The following is a 19,350-nucleotide window of genomic DNA, read 5'->3' as shown; positions in this document are numbered from 1 at the left end:
TGTCATCATTAAACGATATAGTTGCATAATGACGAACATCATCCAGTTGCAAACCTTTGTTGACGTCGCTCGCCTGAACTCCTTCACTGAGGCCGCAGAGCATCTGAGTATTCCCCGTTCAACGGTTACAGCTCGCGTGCAAGCGTTGGAGGAACGGCTCGGCGTGCAACTGCTTCACCGCACCACACGGCGGGTTTCTTTGACGCTGGAGGGTGAACGGTTTTTGCAGCAGTGCGAGCCAGCCTTGGAAGCGCTTCTAAAAGCTGAAAGCGACCTGCTAGAAAAAGACGAACTCTCTGGAAACATTCGCCTTTCCGTCCCAACAGATTATCCGGCAGAAACGTTAGAAGCGCTGCTGAGCAGCTTTGGCAAGCTGCATCCCAAGGTCTCGTTTTACGTTGATATGAGCGACAGTCCGGTGGATCTCGTGGCAGATCACTTCGATCTCGCGATCCGCGCGCGGCATCCGGGAGAAGAAACTCTGATCGCGCAGCGCTACACTTATGACCCTGTTGGACTATTCTCTCGCAAACCGCACAAGCTCATCACAGAAGACAACATTGCCTCCTTCGCTCTTCGAGATCCGGGAGGCTTTCTAGCTGAGTTCTCGGTGGGTACAACCTCCACTCATACGATAGAGACCACCAACTTCCGTTTGACCAAACAACTCGCATTATCAACGGATTGCGTTGCTGTGTTGCCGATTTCTCTTTGTGAGCATGACGTGGAACAAGGCCAGTTACATCACCTAAAAACCACACTGCAGATCCCTGAGGTACCGCTTTACATTGTAACCCCAGCCCGAAAGCACAGACCGAAACGCACACGGGCTTTTATCCAACACATCATAGAGTGCGCAAAAGCCCACCGGTAAGACCAAATGGCTTATGGGCGCAGGCTGATCAATTCGGTAGTATCCCCGCAGATTTTAGTAACTGATTGCATGGGACGAGAGAGTATGGCGCAGGATACCCTTTTAAAAGAACAGCTTGGTGGTGTTTTGAGAATAACGCTCAACCGCCCAGACAAACTCAATGCCCTCTCACCAGAGATGCGTCAGGACTTGTTATCCGCGTTGAACGAGGCCCACACCAGCTCTGAGGTGCGCACAGTTATCCTCACCGGCTCAGGCCGCGCCTTTTGCACCGGACAGGACCTCAACGACATCCTGCCCGATAGCACTGGCGAAAAGCCGGATTTGGGTGATGTTCTAACACAACATTACAGCCCGATTATTCACGCAATCCGACAGATGGAAAAGCCGGTTTTGTGCGCTGTGAATGGCGTTGCAACGGGTGCTGGGGCAGGTCTCGCCTTTGCCTGCGACATGGTGTTTGCCGCCAAGAGTGCCAAATTCATACACGCTTTCAGCAAGTTAGGGCTTGTCCCTGGTGCTGGTGCGTCCTTCCACTTACCACGGATGGTGGGCGAGGTGCGTGCCAAGGGGTTGATGCTGACTGGTATGCCGCTGACTGCGGACCGCGCGGCTGATTGGGGCCTGATCTGGGAAGCCATTGAAGATGACCAACTTCAAGGTGAGGTACTAGATGTTGCAACTAAACTTGCCAAAGGCCCAACATCGGCGTATGCCATGACCAAACATCTCATTCATGCATCAGCTGATAGTACGTTGGAAGACCAGCTTGTGCGGGAAGCGGAGATGCAGCGTCGGGCTGGAAATTCGGAAAACCATGCCGAGGGCCTGAACGCGTTTCTTGAAAAACGCTCACCTGTTTTCAAATAGCGCCCGCTTCCTTCTCGTATGGTTGCGGCGCCTCCCAAAACCATAATTGAGGATATATATGGGCATTATTGCACTTGATCACGTCCAGATGACCATGCCAGCAGGGCAGGAAGAGGCGGCCCGCGCTTTCTTCATCGGCCTGCTCGGTTTTACCGAAGTCGAAAAACCTGCGTCTTTACAAGGCCGTGGCGGCGCCTGGTTCACCGCAGGCAGCGTTAACCTGCATGTTGGCGTGGAAGATCCGTTCACCCCAAACAAGAAAGCCCATCCCGCCTTTTTGTTTGATAGCCTTCAGGAAACGGTTGATCGTCTGGCCACAGCAGGCGCTGTGTTGAAGGACGACAAGCCATTGCCAGGCTATATCCGCAAGTTCACCGAAGACCCGTTTGGCAACCGCATCGAGTTGATGCAGAAGACGGCCTGACTGCTAGTGCTGCACGCCAGAATAGAATTCAAATTTCTGCTTTAGACATTGATAAATAAACAGAAAATCTTCGAGTTTTCGAAAACCTCACGATATCCTGTGTGTGTTAGAGGGTGAGTTAATCAAGCAAGCTCACCTCGGCACAGGAGCCTCGGCAGATGACCATTCTCGGTTTGCAACACATCAACCTTCCCATCGCGCCTGACGGGGATAAGCTCGCCCGCGAGTTTTACGTGGACCTGTTGGGCTTTGAAGAAATTGAGCGGCCTGAGATAGCGCGGCACCAACAAGGTGGTTGGTTTTCAGTAGGTTCTGTCAATCTGCACCTGAGCGTGCAAGACCCGTTTGTCGCCAACAAGGTGGGTCATCCAGCCTTCGTGGTGGATGATATCATGAAGCTCACAGAGCACCTGCGGGATGCGGGATATGAGGTTTCAGAGGACCCGACCTTCATTGGCTTCCTGAGAAGAACCACCCATGACCCCTTCGGCAACCGCGTTGAACTGATGCAACCCGAGGACATGGTGCAGCACAAGCTATAGCTTTTTCAGCTCCTGCAACAACGCGTTGGTGAGGCCGAGCAACTTGCCCTCCGGCAGAATATCCTCGTGGTTCCACGTCACCGCAACCTGCCAATGCGTCCCATTCAAACCTTTGAGATCATAGGTAAAATTAAGAACACCGATCTCGCTTCCAGCTTTGAAAGCAATGCGTTGCCAGTCGGTCTTTTCCGCGAGGCCAGGGTTGAACTGCATCGCCTTGTCATCTGCTATTTCGCCGATCACATCGCAGAGCTCTTCCGCGCTTGCATACCATTCCACTCCGCTGAGATATGGGTCCGCCACATCTTCAATCGCGGGCAGTGAACGTTCCTCGATTTTCTCCAGAATTTTCCGGCGCTTAGCAACATCCGCCTGACCATATTTCTCGGCAAGATCACGATCCGCCTTGAGTTGATAAAACTGACGAGATGTCAGGAACGGTGTCCGTTCTTCTCGCGTTTCCAATGGCTTAGTGCCGATAAGGTTGAGAACAACATCAGCAGCGGAGTTATCAGAGGCCGCCATCATGTGCTGTGCAACCACCTGCAGGGTCACCAATCCGCCGCTCATTTTGGCGTAAAGACTGCTAACCGGATGGGATTCCAAGTCTTTTTCCAGTCGAACCTTCTGGTTCCACTTCAGCTCGCCGCTTTTCACACGGCGCACCAGTTCCTGCATCACAAACAACTTGTAAGCTGGGCCAATCGCCAAGGGCTGATCTGCATTTTTGCTGAAAAATTCTACACCATCTTTGCGAATGAGAAGGCTGGACGTTCCTGTGATCTCTTGCATCAGAGACAGGCACTCATCAAGGTTTTCTACCTGATACAGCGCGGGCTTGATAAATAAGCCTTTGATTTTGCCGGATCTTTCCCGCTCCAACAGGACAACGATCTTAAAGTGCGTTGTTTTGACGAGAAATGCGTTTTTTTGCGTTTCTTTGCTGATTTCTTGCGCTGCTCCGTAAGCGGCAAGTGCATCCTCCAAAGACCGTTTCAGCCCCTGTTCTCCAACCAGAGAAAGGAAGCCGGTCGAGAACATGGAAAGGTCATCGCCGTTGCCATTCCAGACCTGAAACAGCAGGTCCATATCAGACGTGTTGCGCAGCGCAATCATCTCCGGCGTGATCCGCTTGGCAGGGGAGAGGTTCTCCAGCGCATCCTTTAGGCTCAGGATTGGATCAAGAAACATCTCTTTCAGGGTGCGCATTTCAAATCGCCTCAGGTCAACCAGCTGGAATCGTCTCTCTTCTCTTAAAGTGAGCCTGTGAGATTGGCAAAGCCTGTCTTCCCTCTTCTGCAATAAGCCACAGTTGGGCGAAGTGAGAGGTTGATGCTTAGCCACCTCAGAACAAATCATACCTCGGTCTATAACCAACCAGATCTGCCGGAATAAACCGGGTGCGGAAGCTGTTAGGTTTGGCCCGCATGCCCTTTCGAAGATTCCCGAGCACTCTATGAGGTTGGTATTGTGGAGATCAGTGTCGTTCTTCCGGTTCACAATTGCGGCAAATATCTGCTGCCTGCATTGCAGAGCATAAAGTACCAGAGCTTCCCTCATTTCGAAGTGCTCATGATCAACGATCACTCTTCTGATGGATCGGAAGATGTGTGTGCAGACATCGCCTCTGTTGATGACCGGTTCAAGCTGTTGCATTCCCCCCATTTCGGCATGGCTGGCGCCCTCAACTTTGGCATCTCACAGGCCAGCGGTGTTTACATCGCCCGTATGGATGGCGACGATCTGTGCAGACCAGAGCGGTTTGCCAAGCAGATTGAATTCCTTAAAGAAAACCCGGACATTTCGTTTCTCGGCACCTTCGCCGATCATATCAACGATCATGACAGGGTCATGGGATCCTTTGAGTTCCCAGAGGATGATTTCGAGATTAAAGCGCAATTGGATCGCGGCCAGAACACCTTCGTTCACCCCTCCATGATGATGCGACGCCGCGCACTTGTAGACCTTGGAGGCTACCGCGAAATCTTCACGATCTGTCAGGATTATGACCTCTGGTTACGCGCGCAGGACAGGTACTCCTTTGCCAACTTGCCAGAGAGGCTTGTCGCCTATCGCGGGTTTCCGGATAAACGTGATCTGACCAACAGGTTCTGGAAGCATTTTTACATCAGCCGCCTTGCAGAAATCAGCGTACAGCAACGCCGCGCCGGGCACCGTGATCCGGTGGACCAGATGGCAGATGAGTTTGATCTGGAAGCCGTTGATGAACGGCTGGTGCGCGAGCGCCTCATCTCCGCACGACAGGATTATTACTGCAACAAAAAGGCCTTTGTGGATCGTAAATCATTGAACTCAATGGATATCGATCAAGTCAAAGCCTTCCTGCTCAACAATAAGGAAAAGTTCAACAAAAAAGCCCTGGGCCAGGCCTTCGGGCTTCTGTTTGATCAGGCTATGCGGATTGAAGACACTGAAAGTGCTGAGGTTCTTTACAAACTCCAGCGCGAAATCTCAAAGAGCAGGCACCTCAAGTCCCTGCTCTCCAAACCCAACAAACTCGTCAAATACGCCCTACGAAAGCGACTGGAGGAAGAGGCATAGTCTTACTACGCCTCCTCTTTGAGACCCGCCTGACTACTTCTTCTTGCCACTCTTAGGTTCCACATCATCGCCGAAGAAGTCTTTCTTCTTCTTTTTACCAAGTGCGGCTTTTGCTTTTTCAGATCGTGTTTTTGGATACTCTTCTTCCATCTTCAAAGCGGCTGCCTTGATCTTGGGAATGAGCTTCCAGGCTTCCTCGAGCTTAAGGTTACGGTGCAGCTCGCCAATCTCTACAATGAGCGCCTTAAAGGCTTCTCTGTTGGTGTAGTACTGTTTAAGCGGAGCCCTTTCTTTAGCCAGCTTCTGCTTCTCTTTTGCACTCCGGGTGGCTTTTTCCCTTTTACTCAGATCAGATTCCGCTGGCTCGAATTTTCTATCAAGCCCCACCATCAACTCACAGGCTTTGAAGACAATCTGCTCCATATCCCAGATTTCTTTCTTATTGGCCTTGGCTTGTTTTTCTTCTGCGCTCAGATGTTCGTCAGAGTTTGCGCGGCGTTCTTCTTCAGCCGCTCTTGCTGCTTCAGCAGCTGCTTGCCGCTGCTGCATAGCAATCAACTCGTCTTCGAAGGTTCCCTTCTTTTTCTTCCCCAAAGCGGCTTTCAACTTCTCGCCTCTGGATTTTGGGAACTCCTCTTCCATCTTCTGAACTGCAGCTTCAAGTGCTGGAATAATTTCGCGAATTGGCTTGATATCCTGCTGGCCGATATGTTTGGAAACATCCGCCATAAACTTCTTCACTTCAGCGCTATTCACAACAAAGGCATTGCGCTGTGGTCGGGTTTTCAGGTTCTCTTCTTTTGCATTCAAATCAGCAAGTGACTGGCTTGCCATGTCGAGAATATGCTCAAAACCTGCAACTTCCTTTCGGGTTGCAGCAGCTTGCTTGAGTGCCTCATCAAGGCTGTCGTAGTAGACCTCAACCTTCTCCAGTTCCGCTTCACCCTTGGCGTCTTCATCCTGAAAATAGAAATCAGAGGCAGTTAGCAGACAGTCTCTGAGATTGGCGATGATGCCTTTGTAAAAATCCTTTTCACCCAAGTCCTGGAACAGACCTGTTTTGTCTTCATATTTGGTGATACGAGGATTATGCGCTTTGATGCGTTCCAGAAGGTCAGATTTCGCGTTGAGTTCCCCCTCAATCGCCTCAGCTCCTTTCAGCTGCTCCATCTGCTCTCTGGCTGCCTGGAAGAGGTTGTCCATATCATCCAGATCCTGATCAATGGCACGCAAGGCGTTTTCAACCACTTTTGGATCCATATTGCCAAGCTCGATGAGACCGACCTTAAAGGTGTCTGCTTGCTCCTGAGCATCGGCATGAGCGTCTGCGATGTCCGCATAGTGGCCTTCAACCTCAGGGTTCTCTCTGGCCCACTTTTCAACCTGCTTCAGTTGGCCAAACCTGTCTCGCACGGCCTGAAGCAACTCATCTCTACGGCCAGAGGCATCAGTTTGAACCCCACCTTCTCCAGCATCCGGCATGCCAAGTAAGGCCCGCATTTTGCCAAGAGCCACTTCGACACCTGCCAGCAGATCGTCGACGCCCTTCTTATCACGATTGGACAGAACAACCTGATCCTGGGTAATCAACGTAAAGGCATCATTGTTTGCCTTATAGAACTCTGCAAACTCCTTGGGCTTTTTCTTCAGCTCTTCTTTGCGGGCTGCAAGATTGGCAAACACACTTTTCACGTTCTTGAGACGGAACTTAATGTCCGCGCTGGTCCGTTCAATTTCAGCGGCTGCGACATCAAACGCTTCCTGCATATCAGCAATCTGGCTGTTGAACGCGTTCAACGCAGCAACACTTACAGCCGTGCTATTATCAGCCATGGCCACATTGAGCGCTTCAAGCGCCTTTGCAGCGAGCGTACGGGCTTGATCGAAGGCTCCAAGATCAACGCTCCAAGCCTGAATCTCAGGCCGACGCTTCACCAGATTCTGCAATTTAGCGGTCGCTTCTTTTGCTTTGATGTTGATACCGGAAATGTCGTTATTGCGGGTTTCCTGAGCTTTTGCAAAGAGTTGCTGCATCTGCACCAAATAAGACTTAGCGTGAGAGACATATTGCTGGAGCTGTTCGCAATGCGCTTCTTTGTCTTCTATGTTTGAGGCAGCACAAGTTACACCATCCTCGTAACTCGCGATCGCACCTTTGAAGGCTTCTTCGAAGTCCTTTCCATTCACACGCTGACAAATCGGACGCCAATTAGCATTGCTTGTGTTGATGGCAGTCTTCAGACTTTCCAGATCTCCCCTCAACCGTGCCAGACGGTTTTCAAGCACATCTCCTGCTGTTTCCTTCTCAGCGGAGATGATTTCGTCTGTTTCAGCATCATTATGCCCTTGCGCAGTCAGACTGATTTTCTTCATGCGCATGTGCATGGTTCGACCGGTTTCAACCAAACTATCAATCTTGGGCAGAGCTTTTTTGACGTCTGAATCAAGCCAGAGATCTGTCGCCATTTTATGCCCGCCATCCAGAGCATTTTTCGCGACTTGATAGGCATCTTCAAACTCTGTCACAGACTTTTTGGACCAACCTGTCTGATCCTGTTTGTGCTCTTCTTCCACCTTTTGGTGCAGGGCAAAAATCGCATCCTGCCGTTCAGCAAGTGCAATCTCTTCACCAAACACATCATCAAGGAACTCAACATCCTCCATCGCATGCGCGCCCTTGGAAACCAGACCGAATTCCACATCATCCGCAGTAGCTTTCTTCGCAGTCTTGGCATTCTTTGGCGTTTCAAAGCACTTCGGCATGTTGCCGATGGCGGCTTTCATCTGCTCGATGGCTGTTTTAGCATCAGCAACGCGATTTTCAGAAATGAGCAGCTTGGCTTCCTGCCCCAGTGTTTCCACCATGGTCTGGTAGCTTAAAAGGTCAGAAAGCTGTTCTTCATAAGGGATCTTGTTACGCTGTTTGTAATAGGTCCCAGCTTCTTTGAGCAGAGCGGTGACTTCCTGTACGTAGCCGTCCAGCTTGAGAGCTGTTGAAACACCACGATCAAGTGCCTCGCTCATGCCCTTCATGCTGAGCTTTGCATTATCAAGGAAATCATTTGCCACATCGATGTCTTCCCCTTCAGCAGCACGTTCAGCTTCATTCAGGTAATCATCGGTTTTCTGCTCAAAATTATCGAAGATTTTGCGCTGTTCCTTGTCGATGATCAGATGGGCCTTTTCCGTAAGACTTCCGAATTCTACATAGGACTGCGCTACTGCATTCTGAATGCCTTCCGCGGTATCAAGCGATACCTCAAGCGCCTCGGGCACTTCATCTCCATAGGAGGAAACAGTATCGGCCTCAGAAGGATCAATACTGCAAATTTTGAGCATAGCATTCGCCCATGCATCAACCTGACTGGACTGTTTTGGAGTACCAGCAGTTTCATTTGAACCGGAAGGGATATCGGAACCAGCCATAACGGACCTCTTGGCGCACTAAAATAAGTTAATGCGGGATATCACTTACGCCATGAGATTATGTTTCACTAATACCCCTCTATCGAGCGAATATTTAATAAAAAGAAATCGTGCAATGAAATTGCTTTAAACACTCATCACTAAAATACGAGACAAACGAACAAATAAGAGAAGCCGCTAACGATCTTTAACCGCCTCAAGGGGTGCATTCTGTAACGTTAGAAGTCAGAAAGGTGACACGTTCACGCCACCATTGTTTAGCCTAACCACCAAACTTAAGAGCGTTCACCGCTGTAAGTACGTTCTCAGGGATCCCAACGCCCGGATTACTGGCGAAAAGTTGCACGGATGGAGCCGTTCCAATTCCATTTTGCGCATCGTAGAGAATTACGAACTTCTTGACGAACTTGTCGACCTCTGCAGGATTCTTAAATTTCTTAACATCGAATTTTTCATTAATGACCGCGGCTTGATTGTCGATATTTGTTCCGACCATTTCCTGGGGCATACCAAGAACAGTTCTTACAACTTGATAAAGAGCTGGTGAGCCGAGAATCTCATAGGCATCCGTGATATCTTTTGCCGTTCTTTGAAAGTTGAGTGCAAGTCTTACGCCTTCGTTCTGCTCACCTTCATCTTCTTCAAAGTTAACTTGGATATATTTTTCTATAATATTTTTAGTACTCTCAACGCGCTGCGCTTCCAGCCCATCTTTAAATTTCTCAACCGCATCTTTAAGTTCAGCAGGCTTTTTCAACTCATCCAGATCAAGATTTTCATCAAACCATTCAACTCGCTCTTCTTTTGGTCCATTGATGATTTCCTCAGGAATGTCGTAAGCTATTGTAACTACTTTATAAAGGGCTGGATCCGCCAGAAGCTGAATCGTCAAACCAACATTTCTCTGCATCTTTTGCAGATAGTAATCGGCAAGTCGGTCAACATCCTCAACTTTTTCACCTGGGACATTTGTATATCGGACAACTTTCTCATCCAGAGCTTCATTCTTACTCGACCAATCGAACGTACCTTCAATGGTTCCGTCTTTATTAAAGGGGAATGCTTCAGCCAGTTCCTTAAATCGACCATCGCTTAGCGTGTTCGCTAGCGCTTTTTCGTCTGACGTACCTTCAGTCAGAACTTTTCGGACCATGCCCTTCGCGTAGGCCATGTCTTCAAGGCCCATCGTTTTCATCATGAAATTATACAAGCGATAATCGTTTAGAAGATCGTCAACGGTCTCTACGTTCTTAAAATTTTCTTCGTAGTACTGAATCTCGCGTGCAATTTCTGGATCTTTTGCTGTTCGATCTTTTGCAGCAGGCAAGTCGCGATTAAGCACTGAAAATCGAAGATGAGTATCCATTGAATTGAACCCGATTACATAAAAACAGTTTGGGGTAGTCTGACTCGGTTGTCTTGTCTGAACCTGATGAACTTTGGTGCTGATCTTTTCTACGGACTGGTTTATTTAAACCATTGTAATGATTGCACTTCAGGCAGAAAAATCGAGCCATGCAGAGTTTGGTCCTGCCCAGTATCCAGCCTTAAGATTGGTTTTCTTGAGCTTCTCGTGATGTTGCAATGATTATTGGAGAATCGCCTCACGTAACCTCGTACCCCTTCTCCCACAAAAAAAGACCTCCACCATCTTTGGCGAGGGTTGTCGGAGTTTTTCTGCCCGAGATGTGCCTCATACCGGGTTGGTGGGGCGTTTGGCTTTGGCTGTTTGTTGTTATCAGGCACCGTTGGGGGTAGTGCCTGATGTTTTTGTTGGCGTATTCTTTTTATGAGAACCCTAGGTATTCTCCGGAGTTCGGTTAGCTCATTTTTTCTATACGCGCGGGGAGAGCCTGACGGGCGATGCTGCCGACGACGGGGTCGGCGAGCAGGGCTGGTCGTTTGCTCGTTGGATCGGTGTAGCCCAGGTCATTGCTGTTAGTGCCGAGGCCTCGCTCAGAATGTCCTTCCAAAATGACCTTTCCGATCTTGTGGGTGCGCGCGCCTAACTCGCGGTGGCCGTAGCCGTGCTCAATGCCGATGGCGCCCCGTGCGATGCCTTGGCGAACCAAGGCCTGCCCGCTGATACGGTTGCTTGGGGAGATGACGGTGATCCAGTCTCCGGTTTTGATTGAGAGCTGGTCCGCATCTACCGTGTTGATGGCAATGGCGTTGGAGAGCTTGAGATCATCCAGATACGGATTGCCTCCGGTACTGGAAGAGCGCAACTGGGATTTAGTGCTGACAACGCGGAACGGCCATAGATCCGGCGGGAAGGCTTTGTCCACCTTAGTTCCATCAGCAAAGCTTGGGGCCTGCCATGTTGGGCAGCCAACAAACTTCTTACCCGTCATGGAGTTTCGCGCGGTGCCGACAGTCTCGTTCCAGACCTGAATGCCTTTCTTATAAGACCGCGCGAAGGTGTCCCCTTTGTATGTTTTCGCCACATCCTCATAGCGGCCACCTCTGTTGTAAACATAAGCAACACGGCGCCATTCGTCTGGCTTCAGGGTACTTTCCAAGTCTGCTCGGATACGATCCACACCGGTGATCGTCATGTCGGCGTCATCACTTTCCGGCACCGCACCGCCATCAAACGCCACGTTGGCACCGGCTCGCATCCAGAAATCCTCAGAGCGGTGCAGCGGGTGCAGGTTGCCGTCTGCATCCGGTATGGCTTTGTCGCCAAAACCCGGCAGATCCATTCGTTTGGCGACATCGATGAAGAAGTTGTCCATGTCCATGTGGCGACCATCCGGTGTTTTGCCGGTCTGACAATCCACCACCGGCCAGCGGGCCGTGGAGACCTTGGTTGGCACACCGCCCCAGGCGGATGCCCAGCCCCATGCCTCGTAGAACACACGGTCCGGCACGATGTAATCGGCGAAACGAGAGGTCTCGTTGATGAATGGATCAATGGCGATGAACAGCGGCAAGCGCTTGGTGTCTTTGATCTTCTCTTTGACGTCGTTTTCCATGCCCGCAACACCGTAGACCGGGTTGGAGGACCATGTGATCACGGCTTTGGCTTTGTAAGGATACCCTTCCAACACAGAGGTGAGCCATTGTGCACCCATGGGCTGGGTGAAGGAATGCCATGGTGCCTGTGCTGGATATGGGTTTTTGCCGCCCGCAGTCAGACGCTTGAACTCGCTGGTTTTCTCGTAGGCAAAGCCACCGCGGCCTGCATCAACGCCTTTCACCTTCACCTTGCCGGGGAAGGCGAGCAGGTTATAACGCGGGCCTTTCTGCACATCTTTGAAGCGACCGCCACCAGCTGTGGTGCCACCTTTGGCGTTGAGGTTGCCCACCAGCGCGTTGAGCATGACGATGGCATAGGCGGTGTAAAAGCCTGCTGCATGCATGGTGCCGCCGTGGCAGTCGGCAGCTGCCTGTTTGCCAACGCTAGTAAAGTCGCGTGCCAAAGAGATGATACGCTCTTCCGGCACGCCGCAGTCTGCAGAATATTCGGCGAGTGTTTTGTGCAGTGCCTCCCGGCGCAGCAAGCTCAGGCTGGTGGCTACGGGCACAGTAGAACCATCCAGAAGTATCACGGTTCCCTGGTGGAACAGTGTGGCAGGGCGGCCCTTTGCAGGAGAAAGCTCTCCCGTTTGCGCATCAAGGCACATTGGTGCTTTTTGAGCATCTTCTTCCAGATCAGCTGTTACCATTCCTTGCCGCAGGAATGAGCCGCCTTTTGGATGCTCTGGATCATCAATGACCAGATGCGTTGCATTGGACCAACTGGCCTCCCCTGCCGTCTGAGCTGCTGCGCCGGACGGTTGAGCCAGAAACTTGGCGTCATATCGTTCGTTTTCCATGATCCAGCGGATCATGCCCATCACCAGCGCACCATCCGTGCCCGGCCTGATAGGAACCCATGTGTTGTCCTTGCCAAACGCATGGTTTTGAGAGTTGGTGAGAACAGGGTCCACCACCGCGTACTTGACCCCATCACGCCCACGGGCAGCGCCCATCAGTGTGCCCTGCAGCTTGTAAGGGTTGCCTGCATTGCCCGGGGCCGTGCCGATGAACAGCATGTACTTGGCATGGCGATAGTCCGGCTTCAGGTGTGGCTGCTTTTTCAGATTGTCCAGCATGGCCGCATAACCAGCGCGCATGGACAGGCCGCAGTAGGAGCGGTGTCCCACAAAGTTGCGGGTGCCGTAAGCCATTTTGGCGAAGCGGGCAGCCATCATCAGGCGACCGTTTTTGAAGACCGGGATCACCACCAGCTGGTTGGCTTTAGGGCCGTACTCAGGGTTTTCCGGATCAAGCGGGGTCTTCAGGTCGCGGATCGCGCGCAGGCCTTCCACCTGGCCTTCCCCAAACAGGTCTCCCCCTTCAACGGTTTCCTCAATCAACTGGTCCCAGGAAATTTCCTTCCACTGGCCACTGCCGCGCTCTCCCACGCGTTTCATTGGCTTGAGAATGCGTTCCTTGCTGTTTTGCTTGGCGATGGCAGCGTTGCCGCGACCGCAAGCGGTGGAGCGTCCTGCAAGGCCTTGCTCATCATAGGCAGACAGGCCGGTGATCGCGTCTTTGATGGGCGTGTCGTATGGAATGTGCGGATTGGTGGAGAGTGGGCTGTACGGGTTTCCGGTGGCGCGCAGAATATCGCCGGAGGCTTTGTCGACCCGCACACGGATGCCGCAAACGCTGGTGCAGCCCATGCACATTGTGTAGCCGACCCGTTGATCGGGGTTAAGGATCACCTCTCCGGTTGTTGGATCAACCTTATATTCCGGTGGCAGCGCCCCTCCGGAAATGCCTTTGGCTTTCGCATCCCCCAGCACGCCCTGATAGAAGTTTTTGCCCGTTTCAGCAAAGCCCCAGAAGGCAGCGCCAGCTGCGCCAAGAGCGGTTGCACCTTGAAGAACACCACGGCGAGAAATAGTCATAACTGGCTCTCCTTAGGCTTGAGTTTGCTTGCTGGCACGCACGGCCAGCAGGTTGATGAGAAGCGTGACAAAGATCAGGCTGAGGATCAGCAGGCCAGCAGACCCGGCAAGCGTCCGCAGAGCGTCCTGAGACAAAGCGGCTTCATGGCCGTAAAATGCGGTCTCGGTTTTGGACATGAGTTGCGCCCCGTTGAAGGTGGACCAGCGGAAAGCCAATGCCCCAAACACGGCCAGCGCCCCGCTTACACCGCGCAGCAGCAAAGAGGCCTTTGCACTCACAGCCAGAACCACTGGAACCACGACACCTGCGATGATGAATGCACCGAACAACCCAACAGGGGCATAGTCTGCCGCCAGAGTTGAGAGGTTGGTGTCGGTCAGCATCCAAAGGCCAAACGCGACCAGAGTTGCGGCACCTGTCACCACCAGCATGTAACGGCCATCACCCTTCTCACCATTGAGGCTATCAATGGTCATGGTGGCACCAGCACCGCTCATAAGGGCGGTCAGAATAAGCACAACGGGGAAGCCGAATGTGTTCCATACAGGACGCGCGGCAACCACGCTCATTTCACCAGCGGTGTACCCTAAAATGCAGAGGGCCAGAGCGCCAACAACCATGGTCAGCATGCGTTCACCGCAACACATGGGCGCGTTGCCACGACGGCCAGTCATGAATGCCAGCAAAAGCGTGGAGGCGATAAACAACGGCAGGAACCAGCTGCCCCACCACATGATGGAACCGGGTGCAGCACCACTGTAAAAGTGCATAAAACGTGCAGGCTGGTGCAAGTCTGCCAGCAATGGCAAACCGGAGGCCAATGCAAAACTGGTGGCGACAATCAGGGCGCCTTTGGCTTCTGCAACGCGCACAAGACGAGCATAAGCCAGCAGCAAAGCAGCCCCTGCGCCCGTTCCAACCAGCAGGAAGTAAGCGACCGCCCAGGGCCGCCAAACGGCTTCATGATCAAAAGACATCAGATCAACAGCAGGCATAACTCACACCTCCCCATGTGCAGGCATTTCAAGACCTTGGCGCAGATCACGGGCACCGCCACCAACCGCTACGGTTGAAGCAAGCCTGTCATCCAGCCCAATGTAATAGACGTTTGGTCCTGTCTTAAATTCCGGTCGCAGGCCCTTGGTTTCATGCTGGGCCATCAGCTTGCGGATTTCGCTTTCCGGATCGTTCAGATCACCAAACACGCGGGCGTTGCCAACGCAGGTTTCAACGCAGGCAGGCAGCAAGCCAACGGACGTGCGGTGCACACAAAACGTGCACTTGTCTGCAACGCCGGTTTTGTGGTTGATGAAGCGCGCTTCATAAGGGCACGCCTGCACGCAGTAGCCGCAGGCCACGCATTGCTCGGCATCCACCACAACAGCCCCCTCCTCGGTTTTATAGGTGGCATTGACCGGACACACCGGAATGCACGGCGGCTCGTCACAATGGTTGCACAAGCGCGGTAACACGGCCTGACTTGGACCATCCGGGCCATCCAGCTCGTATATAGGGACAGCGGTACGGTGCTGGCCTGCGGGCACGTCGTTTTCAATGGTGCACGCCACGGTGCAGGCCTGACAGCCGATGCATTTGCGCAGATCCACCAGCATGCCCCAGCGCTTGGGCTTTGCCTGTGCGCTTGCAGATGCATGCGTCGCCACTGCAGCTGTTGAGCCTGCCATGGCCAGTTTGAGGAACTCACGTCTTGAATTCATGTCTCCCCCCGGAGTGTCACGGTTTGGGTTGTTCCCAAGCTACCGGGAGGCCAGCAACAAAAATATTGGGGAGGTTATCTGCGGGCTTAGGGGAGTTCCCCTAGATGGATGGAGCAACACCAGAGACCAAGCCCTTAGTCATCACAGATGCGCGTCTCATTCGTCCATAGGAGAGCAGTCATAAGCATGCTGCACAAACAAATGATCGTGGTGAATAAAGGAAAACAAACATGCCCGCTATCAATCTTACCGCCGCCTGGCAGGCCGTGCCATCAGGCGTCTGGCAACCTCAACATCAGGTCGCTGGTGTTTGGAGAGACATCGATCGCGAAACATCAATTGCCTCAATACCGTTGGTGCGATCCGCACCGGGAGCTGGTGACCGCCCGATTTCTGGTCGTTTTACTGTGCCAGTTCATTCCACCTATCAGGCGCGCGTCTCTCCGCTCTCGCCCAACCCTGTCCGCCTAAACTCTGTTTAACCGTTTAGAGGAGCGAAGCTGTATTTTTTAATGCAGCTTCTCTTCAAGCAAATTGCATCATGAGGCAGTCGCTCTTATACAGATCAGAAGATTTTTCAGAATGTTCTTTTCTCCAAGGGTTCCTCATTTGAGCATATTGATTATTGCCGTTTCTGGCATGCTTGCCGGGGTATTGTCCGGCATTGTTGGCACGGGGTCATCCATCATCCTGCTGCCTATTCTGGTGGCTGTGTTTGGCACCAAAGCGGCCATTCCCATCATGGCAATTGCCGCACTCATCGCCAATTGCGGGCGCGTGATTGTGTGGTGGAGTGAGATCAACTGGCGCGCGGTGTTCTTTTACGCGCTGCCGAGCATTCCCATGGCTGCTCTGGGTGCGAACCTGTTGATTGCCATACCGGAATCCGTTGGCAGCACCATCCTTGGCCTGTTCTTTCTGGTGCTCATTCCTGTGCGCTATCTGCTGCGCTCCAAAAACATCGGCTCCAAGCCAATCCACCTTGTGTTTGGCGGAACGCTCATCGGGTTCATCACCGGACTAGTCGCCTCTTCCGGCCCACTGAGCCTTGCCGTATTTTCCTCTTTCGACCTCGTCAAAAGCGCGTTGATCGCAACAGAAGCGGCGGCTTCCCTGTTCGTGTTTGGCTCCAAGGCTGCGACCTTCAGCTATCTCAATGTCATGAGCACGGACATCCTCATTGGTGGGGCGCTGGTGGGCGGGTCGATCACCCTTGGCACCTATGCGGCTAAAACCATATTGAACAAGCTCAGCTCCAAGCAGCATGACCGGATGATTGATCTGGTTCTGGCAGGCTCCGGCATCTCCATGATTATGCCTTGAATATTGCAGGTCGCACCCTACAATCGGCACACTTACAGATTTAGTCTTTCTGCTCTTTCAGCCTCTGACTTTCATTGAGACATTGCGATGCTTCCTGCTGACTATATTGACCTTTACTGCGAGCGAACCGCACCGGGGTTCTGGAATGAACCGCTGAATGCGCTCAGCAATCTCAGCTTTATTGTGGCTGCTCTGATCGCGCTTTATCTGGTGCGCAAACGGGGCAACCCGAGCATCGCAGAGCTGGTGCTGATCGCGCTTGCAGCGGCTATTGGCGTTGGCTCATTCCTGTTTCATACATTTGCGAACACTTGGTCAGAGCTGGCGGACGTTGTCCCGATCTGGAGTTTTGTAGCCTTTTACATCGTCACGGTGATCTATCGTGCGACCGGCGAAAACCTGTTCCGCACCTTGCGTGCCAGTGCCATTGCTGTGGGCATCACAGCAGCCATTTTCTGGTTCAGCTCGGATGCTGTACTGACGGATATCGATGCTGGACCTGATCCGTTCAACGGTTCCCTGCAATACCTGCCAGCTATGGTCGCTCTGCTCATCGCAACCCTGCTGATGCACCTGCGCAAACACCCGGCTCGGGCCTATATCACACTCGCCACGGCAACCTTTGCAGTCTCTTTGATGTTCCGAACCGTGGACATGGCCCTCTGCTTCTCCGTCGCTTTCGGCACCCACTTCATGTGGCACCTGCTCAACGGCCTTATGATCGGCTTCCTCCTTGCAGCGCTGGTTCTCAAGATGCCGCCACAAGGAAAGGCTCAATGATCCGGTTGCGTGACTACATTGCAAACTGGGAGAACTCACCACTCGCAGGACTTGAACACACACCGTGGGCAATGACGACAAACGCTGCAAGCATCATTCAGGGCATGATCTCTCGCCTTGATAGCTCGTACCGCGTCACCAACAGCATCGCTATTCACGAAAGCGCCGTGGTGGAAGATGGGGCGACACTGAAAGACGCAGTGATCATCAGGCCCAACGCCTTTGTGTCCTCCCGCAGTTATTTGCGCGGAGGCGTGTTTCTGGATGAAGGCTGCGCGGTTGGCCCGTTTTGTGAGGTAAAGTCCAGCTTCATGTTCAAAGGCTCCAAACTCGCCCGTCTCGGGTTTCTGGGAGATTCCATTTTAGGCGAAAACGTCAATCTGGAAGCCGGCGTTGTGGTTGCCAATCACCGCAATGAATGGGCTGGGAAAGAGATTACGCTCCTTCAGGATGGCAACGAGATACCGACAGGTGTGAGAAAATTTGGCTCCCTGATCGGTGACAACAGCAAGGTCGGCGCAAACTCAGTCCTCGCTCCTGGCACCTTGCTCAAACCCGACAGTGCCATCCCCCGCTTGACCTCGGTCGATCAGCAGACGAAGCAGCTCATATCTGCGATGCTATAAGCTTGTCTCTGGCATTAAACTTTGCGCCTGACGCAATCACATTCAAAATTCGTTCCGCACACTCTTCCGCACTCAGCGCCGAAGTGTCCAGTTCCAGATCATAAATCCCCGGCTTATGAACCTCTTCCTGCCAGCGAAGGACGGGTAACGGGATTTTGCCTTCCTCATTGGCCGTGAGATAGTTCCCATCACTGCCAGCTCGGCGCAGCATAATCTCTGCCAGTGGGCAAAAGACGCCGACGATCATCACGTCCAACCCTTCCAACTCCTTCAGATAATGCCCCCAGTTGCCGTCCAGCGTCGCATAGTTGTTGTGGTGGCCGAGATCAGCGATGACATCAAAGCCCAGCTCAGCATGAGCTGCGATGCTTTTGTAAAGCGCGTGATAGGAGTGGGAGACAAAGTCTTCCAGGCCAGGCCTTTCCCCTCCCGGACGCAGACCTATCCCCGGCTTCATGTGTTCCGGGGTCATGTGCTTGACGACAACGTCCACACCGAGATTTATCCAGGGCTCATCTGCCTGCTTTTGCAGTGCAGATGCAATCGAGCTTTTGCCAGACCTCGGTGCTCCATTGAGCAACACAACCCGCCCTTGCATCATCTGCCAGCCTCTCCGCTGCACACAGCATAGCAGGTTTGCAGGGAAGTGACGCGGATGCCGAGGGACTGCCCCCAATGCGCCCTCGGCGTTAGGGCTGCGATCAGCCCTCCCCCGCGTCCTGTTATTTTTTGCTGAGCAAGCTCATGCGGCCCATGACGTCGTGACCATCCCAGTATTTGTGCTTGAGAACAGCAGCCACGTGAACGGCAACCAACGCCAGCAAGGACCATGCAAGCAGCTCATGCGCCGTTGCCGTGGTGTCTTCCAGATTGATACCAGCAAGGGTTTCCATTGTTGGGAAAATCTTTGGCATTGCAATGGTGAACCACTTTACGCCGTGCCCGCCAAAATCAACCTCAGCCCATGCCACCAGCATGGTGACGAGCGGCAGAAGGTACAGACCCAGGTGACCCAGATGGGAGCCGATTTTTTCCCATGAAGTCAGCCCCGCAGGCAATGCAGGCGGTTTGTTGACCAAGCGGATAGCCACGCGCAGCAACAACAGGCCCAGCAGGGTCACGCCCATAGAGATGTGGAGGTCAAACAGACTTTCTTCCAAGGGGGTATCTTCCAGAGAGTCCAGCTTCATGATGTAGCCGGTCACCCACATGGATAAAAAGCCAAGGGCCATTAGCCAGTGAAGGATCCGGGCGGAGCGCACATATTGTTGATCAGTCATAGTTTCTGCCAGTTCTTCTTATG

At 52.6% G+C, this 19,350-nt stretch carries 17 protein-coding genes; 9 read left to right on the top strand and 8 right to left on the bottom strand.

What is annotated here, in order from left to right; translation table 11 throughout:
* Nucleotides 1-28: 28 nt before the first annotated feature.
* The 4 genes from PsAD46_RS10690 to PsAD46_RS10675 all read left to right on the top strand — a co-directional run bounded on the left by PsAD46_RS10690 (nucleotide 29) and on the right by PsAD46_RS10675 (nucleotide 2,710).
* Complete coding sequence (locus PsAD46_RS10690) at nucleotides 29-874, top strand: LysR family transcriptional regulator (protein ID WP_063306809.1); 846 nt, start codon at nucleotides 29-31, stop codon at nucleotides 872-874.
* 84 nt (nucleotides 875-958) lie between these two features.
* Nucleotides 959-1,744: an enoyl-CoA hydratase-related protein gene (locus PsAD46_RS10685; RefSeq protein ID WP_057462331.1), complete on the top strand. Its 786-nt coding sequence runs from the start codon at nucleotides 959-961 to the stop codon at nucleotides 1,742-1,744.
* Nucleotides 1,745-1,802: 58 nt separating this feature from the next.
* Nucleotides 1,803-2,168, top strand: coding sequence for a VOC family protein (locus tag PsAD46_RS10680; protein ID WP_063306808.1), 366 nt, complete (start codon nucleotides 1,803-1,805; stop codon nucleotides 2,166-2,168).
* 158 nt (nucleotides 2,169-2,326) lie between these two features.
* On the top strand, nucleotides 2,327-2,710 hold the full coding sequence (locus tag PsAD46_RS10675) for a VOC family protein (protein ID WP_057462329.1): 384 nt from the start codon (nucleotides 2,327-2,329) through the stop codon (nucleotides 2,708-2,710).
* On the opposite strand, the gene PsAD46_RS10670 is transcribed toward PsAD46_RS10675, so the two are convergent.
* The gene (locus PsAD46_RS10670) at nucleotides 2,705-3,919 is read right to left on the bottom strand and encodes a serine hydrolase (RefSeq protein ID WP_063306807.1); all 1,215 of its coding nucleotides are present in this window, start codon (nucleotides 3,917-3,919) and stop codon (nucleotides 2,705-2,707) included. The two genes, PsAD46_RS10675 and PsAD46_RS10670, sit on opposite strands and share 6 nt — an antisense overlap.
* A gap of 261 nt (nucleotides 3,920-4,180) precedes the next feature.
* Between PsAD46_RS10670 and PsAD46_RS10665 the strand changes: the two genes are divergently transcribed.
* Nucleotides 4,181-5,272: a glycosyltransferase gene (locus PsAD46_RS10665; RefSeq protein ID WP_063306806.1), complete on the top strand. Its 1,092-nt coding sequence runs from the start codon at nucleotides 4,181-4,183 to the stop codon at nucleotides 5,270-5,272.
* Between the two features lie 33 nt (nucleotides 5,273-5,305).
* On the opposite strand, the gene PsAD46_RS10660 is transcribed toward PsAD46_RS10665, so the two are convergent.
* The 5 genes from PsAD46_RS10660 to dsrO form a co-directional block, all read right to left on the bottom strand.
* The gene (locus PsAD46_RS10660; RefSeq protein WP_063306805.1) at nucleotides 5,306-8,698 is read right to left on the bottom strand and encodes a hypothetical protein; all 3,393 of its coding nucleotides are present in this window, start codon (nucleotides 8,696-8,698) and stop codon (nucleotides 5,306-5,308) included.
* Nucleotides 8,699-8,960: 262 nt separating this feature from the next.
* On the bottom strand, nucleotides 8,961-10,064 hold the full coding sequence (locus tag PsAD46_RS10655; protein WP_063292914.1) for a DUF1217 domain-containing protein: 1,104 nt from the start codon (nucleotides 10,062-10,064) through the stop codon (nucleotides 8,961-8,963).
* A gap of 454 nt (nucleotides 10,065-10,518) precedes the next feature.
* Nucleotides 10,519-13,599, bottom strand: coding sequence for a molybdopterin-dependent oxidoreductase (locus tag PsAD46_RS10650; protein ID WP_063306804.1), 3,081 nt, complete (start codon nucleotides 13,597-13,599; stop codon nucleotides 10,519-10,521).
* Between the two features lie 12 nt (nucleotides 13,600-13,611).
* Complete coding sequence (gene nrfD, locus PsAD46_RS10645; protein ID WP_063306803.1) at nucleotides 13,612-14,595, bottom strand: NrfD/PsrC family molybdoenzyme membrane anchor subunit; 984 nt, start codon at nucleotides 14,593-14,595, stop codon at nucleotides 13,612-13,614.
* Nucleotides 14,596-14,598: 3 nt separating this feature from the next.
* Entirely contained in the window at nucleotides 14,599-15,318 is a 720-nt protein-coding gene (gene dsrO, locus PsAD46_RS10640; protein ID WP_063306802.1) for a sulfate reduction electron transfer complex DsrMKJOP subunit DsrO, read from the bottom strand.
* Between the two features lie 230 nt (nucleotides 15,319-15,548).
* Here dsrO and PsAD46_RS10635 point away from each other — a divergent pair, with 230 nt between their 5' ends.
* The 4 genes from PsAD46_RS10635 (at nucleotide 15,549) to PsAD46_RS10620 (ending at nucleotide 18,047) form a co-directional block, all read left to right on the top strand.
* Complete coding sequence (locus PsAD46_RS10635; protein WP_063292918.1) at nucleotides 15,549-15,800, top strand: hypothetical protein; 252 nt, start codon at nucleotides 15,549-15,551, stop codon at nucleotides 15,798-15,800.
* A gap of 127 nt (nucleotides 15,801-15,927) precedes the next feature.
* A complete protein-coding gene (locus tag PsAD46_RS10630; protein ID WP_193776934.1) occupies nucleotides 15,928-16,641 on the top strand; it encodes a sulfite exporter TauE/SafE family protein in 714 nt (237 codons plus the stop codon).
* An 87-nt stretch (nucleotides 16,642-16,728) separates the two neighbouring features.
* The gene (locus PsAD46_RS10625) at nucleotides 16,729-17,421 is read left to right on the top strand and encodes a ceramidase domain-containing protein (protein ID WP_063292920.1); all 693 of its coding nucleotides are present in this window, start codon (nucleotides 16,729-16,731) and stop codon (nucleotides 17,419-17,421) included.
* Entirely contained in the window at nucleotides 17,418-18,047 is a 630-nt protein-coding gene (locus tag PsAD46_RS10620) for a hypothetical protein (RefSeq protein ID WP_063306800.1), read from the top strand. The genes PsAD46_RS10625 and PsAD46_RS10620 overlap by 4 nt, the downstream gene beginning before the upstream one ends.
* Here the strand turns inward: PsAD46_RS10620 and PsAD46_RS10615 are convergent.
* Nucleotides 18,028-18,648: a phosphotransferase gene (locus PsAD46_RS10615; RefSeq protein WP_063306799.1), complete on the bottom strand. Its 621-nt coding sequence runs from the start codon at nucleotides 18,646-18,648 to the stop codon at nucleotides 18,028-18,030. The genes PsAD46_RS10620 and PsAD46_RS10615 overlap by 20 nt on opposite strands.
* Before the next feature lie 121 nt (nucleotides 18,649-18,769).
* A complete protein-coding gene (locus PsAD46_RS10610) occupies nucleotides 18,770-19,327 on the bottom strand; it encodes a cytochrome b/b6 domain-containing protein (protein ID WP_063306798.1) in 558 nt (185 codons plus the stop codon).
* Nucleotides 19,328-19,350: the final 23 nt, after the last annotated feature.

Origin of the sequence: Pseudovibrio sp. Ad46 (assembly GCF_001623065.1) — a bacterium.
GTDB lineage: Bacteria > Pseudomonadota > Alphaproteobacteria > Rhizobiales > Stappiaceae > Pseudovibrio.
This window is presented reverse-complemented; position numbering and strand designations above follow the sequence as displayed.

Coding starts and splice junctions, on each gene's coding strand:
- PsAD46_RS10690 (WP_063306809.1), top strand. CDS start 29: ATGACGAACATCATCCAGTTGCAAACCTTTGTTGACGTCGCTCGCCTG.
- PsAD46_RS10685 (WP_057462331.1), top strand. CDS start 959: ATGGCGCAGGATACCCTTTTAAAAGAACAGCTTGGTGGTGTTTTGAGA.
- PsAD46_RS10680 (WP_063306808.1), top strand. CDS start 1,803: ATGGGCATTATTGCACTTGATCACGTCCAGATGACCATGCCAGCAGGG.
- PsAD46_RS10675 (WP_057462329.1), top strand. CDS start 2,327: ATGACCATTCTCGGTTTGCAACACATCAACCTTCCCATCGCGCCTGAC.
- PsAD46_RS10670 (WP_063306807.1), bottom strand. CDS start 3,919: ATGCGCACCCTGAAAGAGATGTTTCTTGATCCAATCCTGAGCCTAAAG.
- PsAD46_RS10660 (WP_063306805.1), bottom strand. CDS start 8,698: ATGGCTGGTTCCGATATCCCTTCCGGTTCAAATGAAACTGCTGGTACT.
- PsAD46_RS10655 (WP_063292914.1), bottom strand. CDS start 10,064: ATGGATACTCATCTTCGATTTTCAGTGCTTAATCGCGACTTGCCTGCT.
- PsAD46_RS10650 (WP_063306804.1), bottom strand. CDS start 13,599: ATGACTATTTCTCGCCGTGGTGTTCTTCAAGGTGCAACCGCTCTTGGC.
- nrfD (WP_063306803.1), bottom strand. CDS start 14,595: ATGCCTGCTGTTGATCTGATGTCTTTTGATCATGAAGCCGTTTGGCGG.
- dsrO (WP_063306802.1), bottom strand. CDS start 15,318: ATGAATTCAAGACGTGAGTTCCTCAAACTGGCCATGGCAGGCTCAACA.
- PsAD46_RS10635 (WP_063292918.1), top strand. CDS start 15,549: ATGCCCGCTATCAATCTTACCGCCGCCTGGCAGGCCGTGCCATCAGGC.
- PsAD46_RS10625 (WP_063292920.1), top strand. CDS start 16,729: ATGCTTCCTGCTGACTATATTGACCTTTACTGCGAGCGAACCGCACCG.
- PsAD46_RS10620 (WP_063306800.1), top strand. CDS start 17,418: ATGATCCGGTTGCGTGACTACATTGCAAACTGGGAGAACTCACCACTC.
- PsAD46_RS10615 (WP_063306799.1), bottom strand. CDS start 18,648: ATGATGCAAGGGCGGGTTGTGTTGCTCAATGGAGCACCGAGGTCTGGC.
- PsAD46_RS10610 (WP_063306798.1), bottom strand. CDS start 19,327: ATGACTGATCAACAATATGTGCGCTCCGCCCGGATCCTTCACTGGCTA.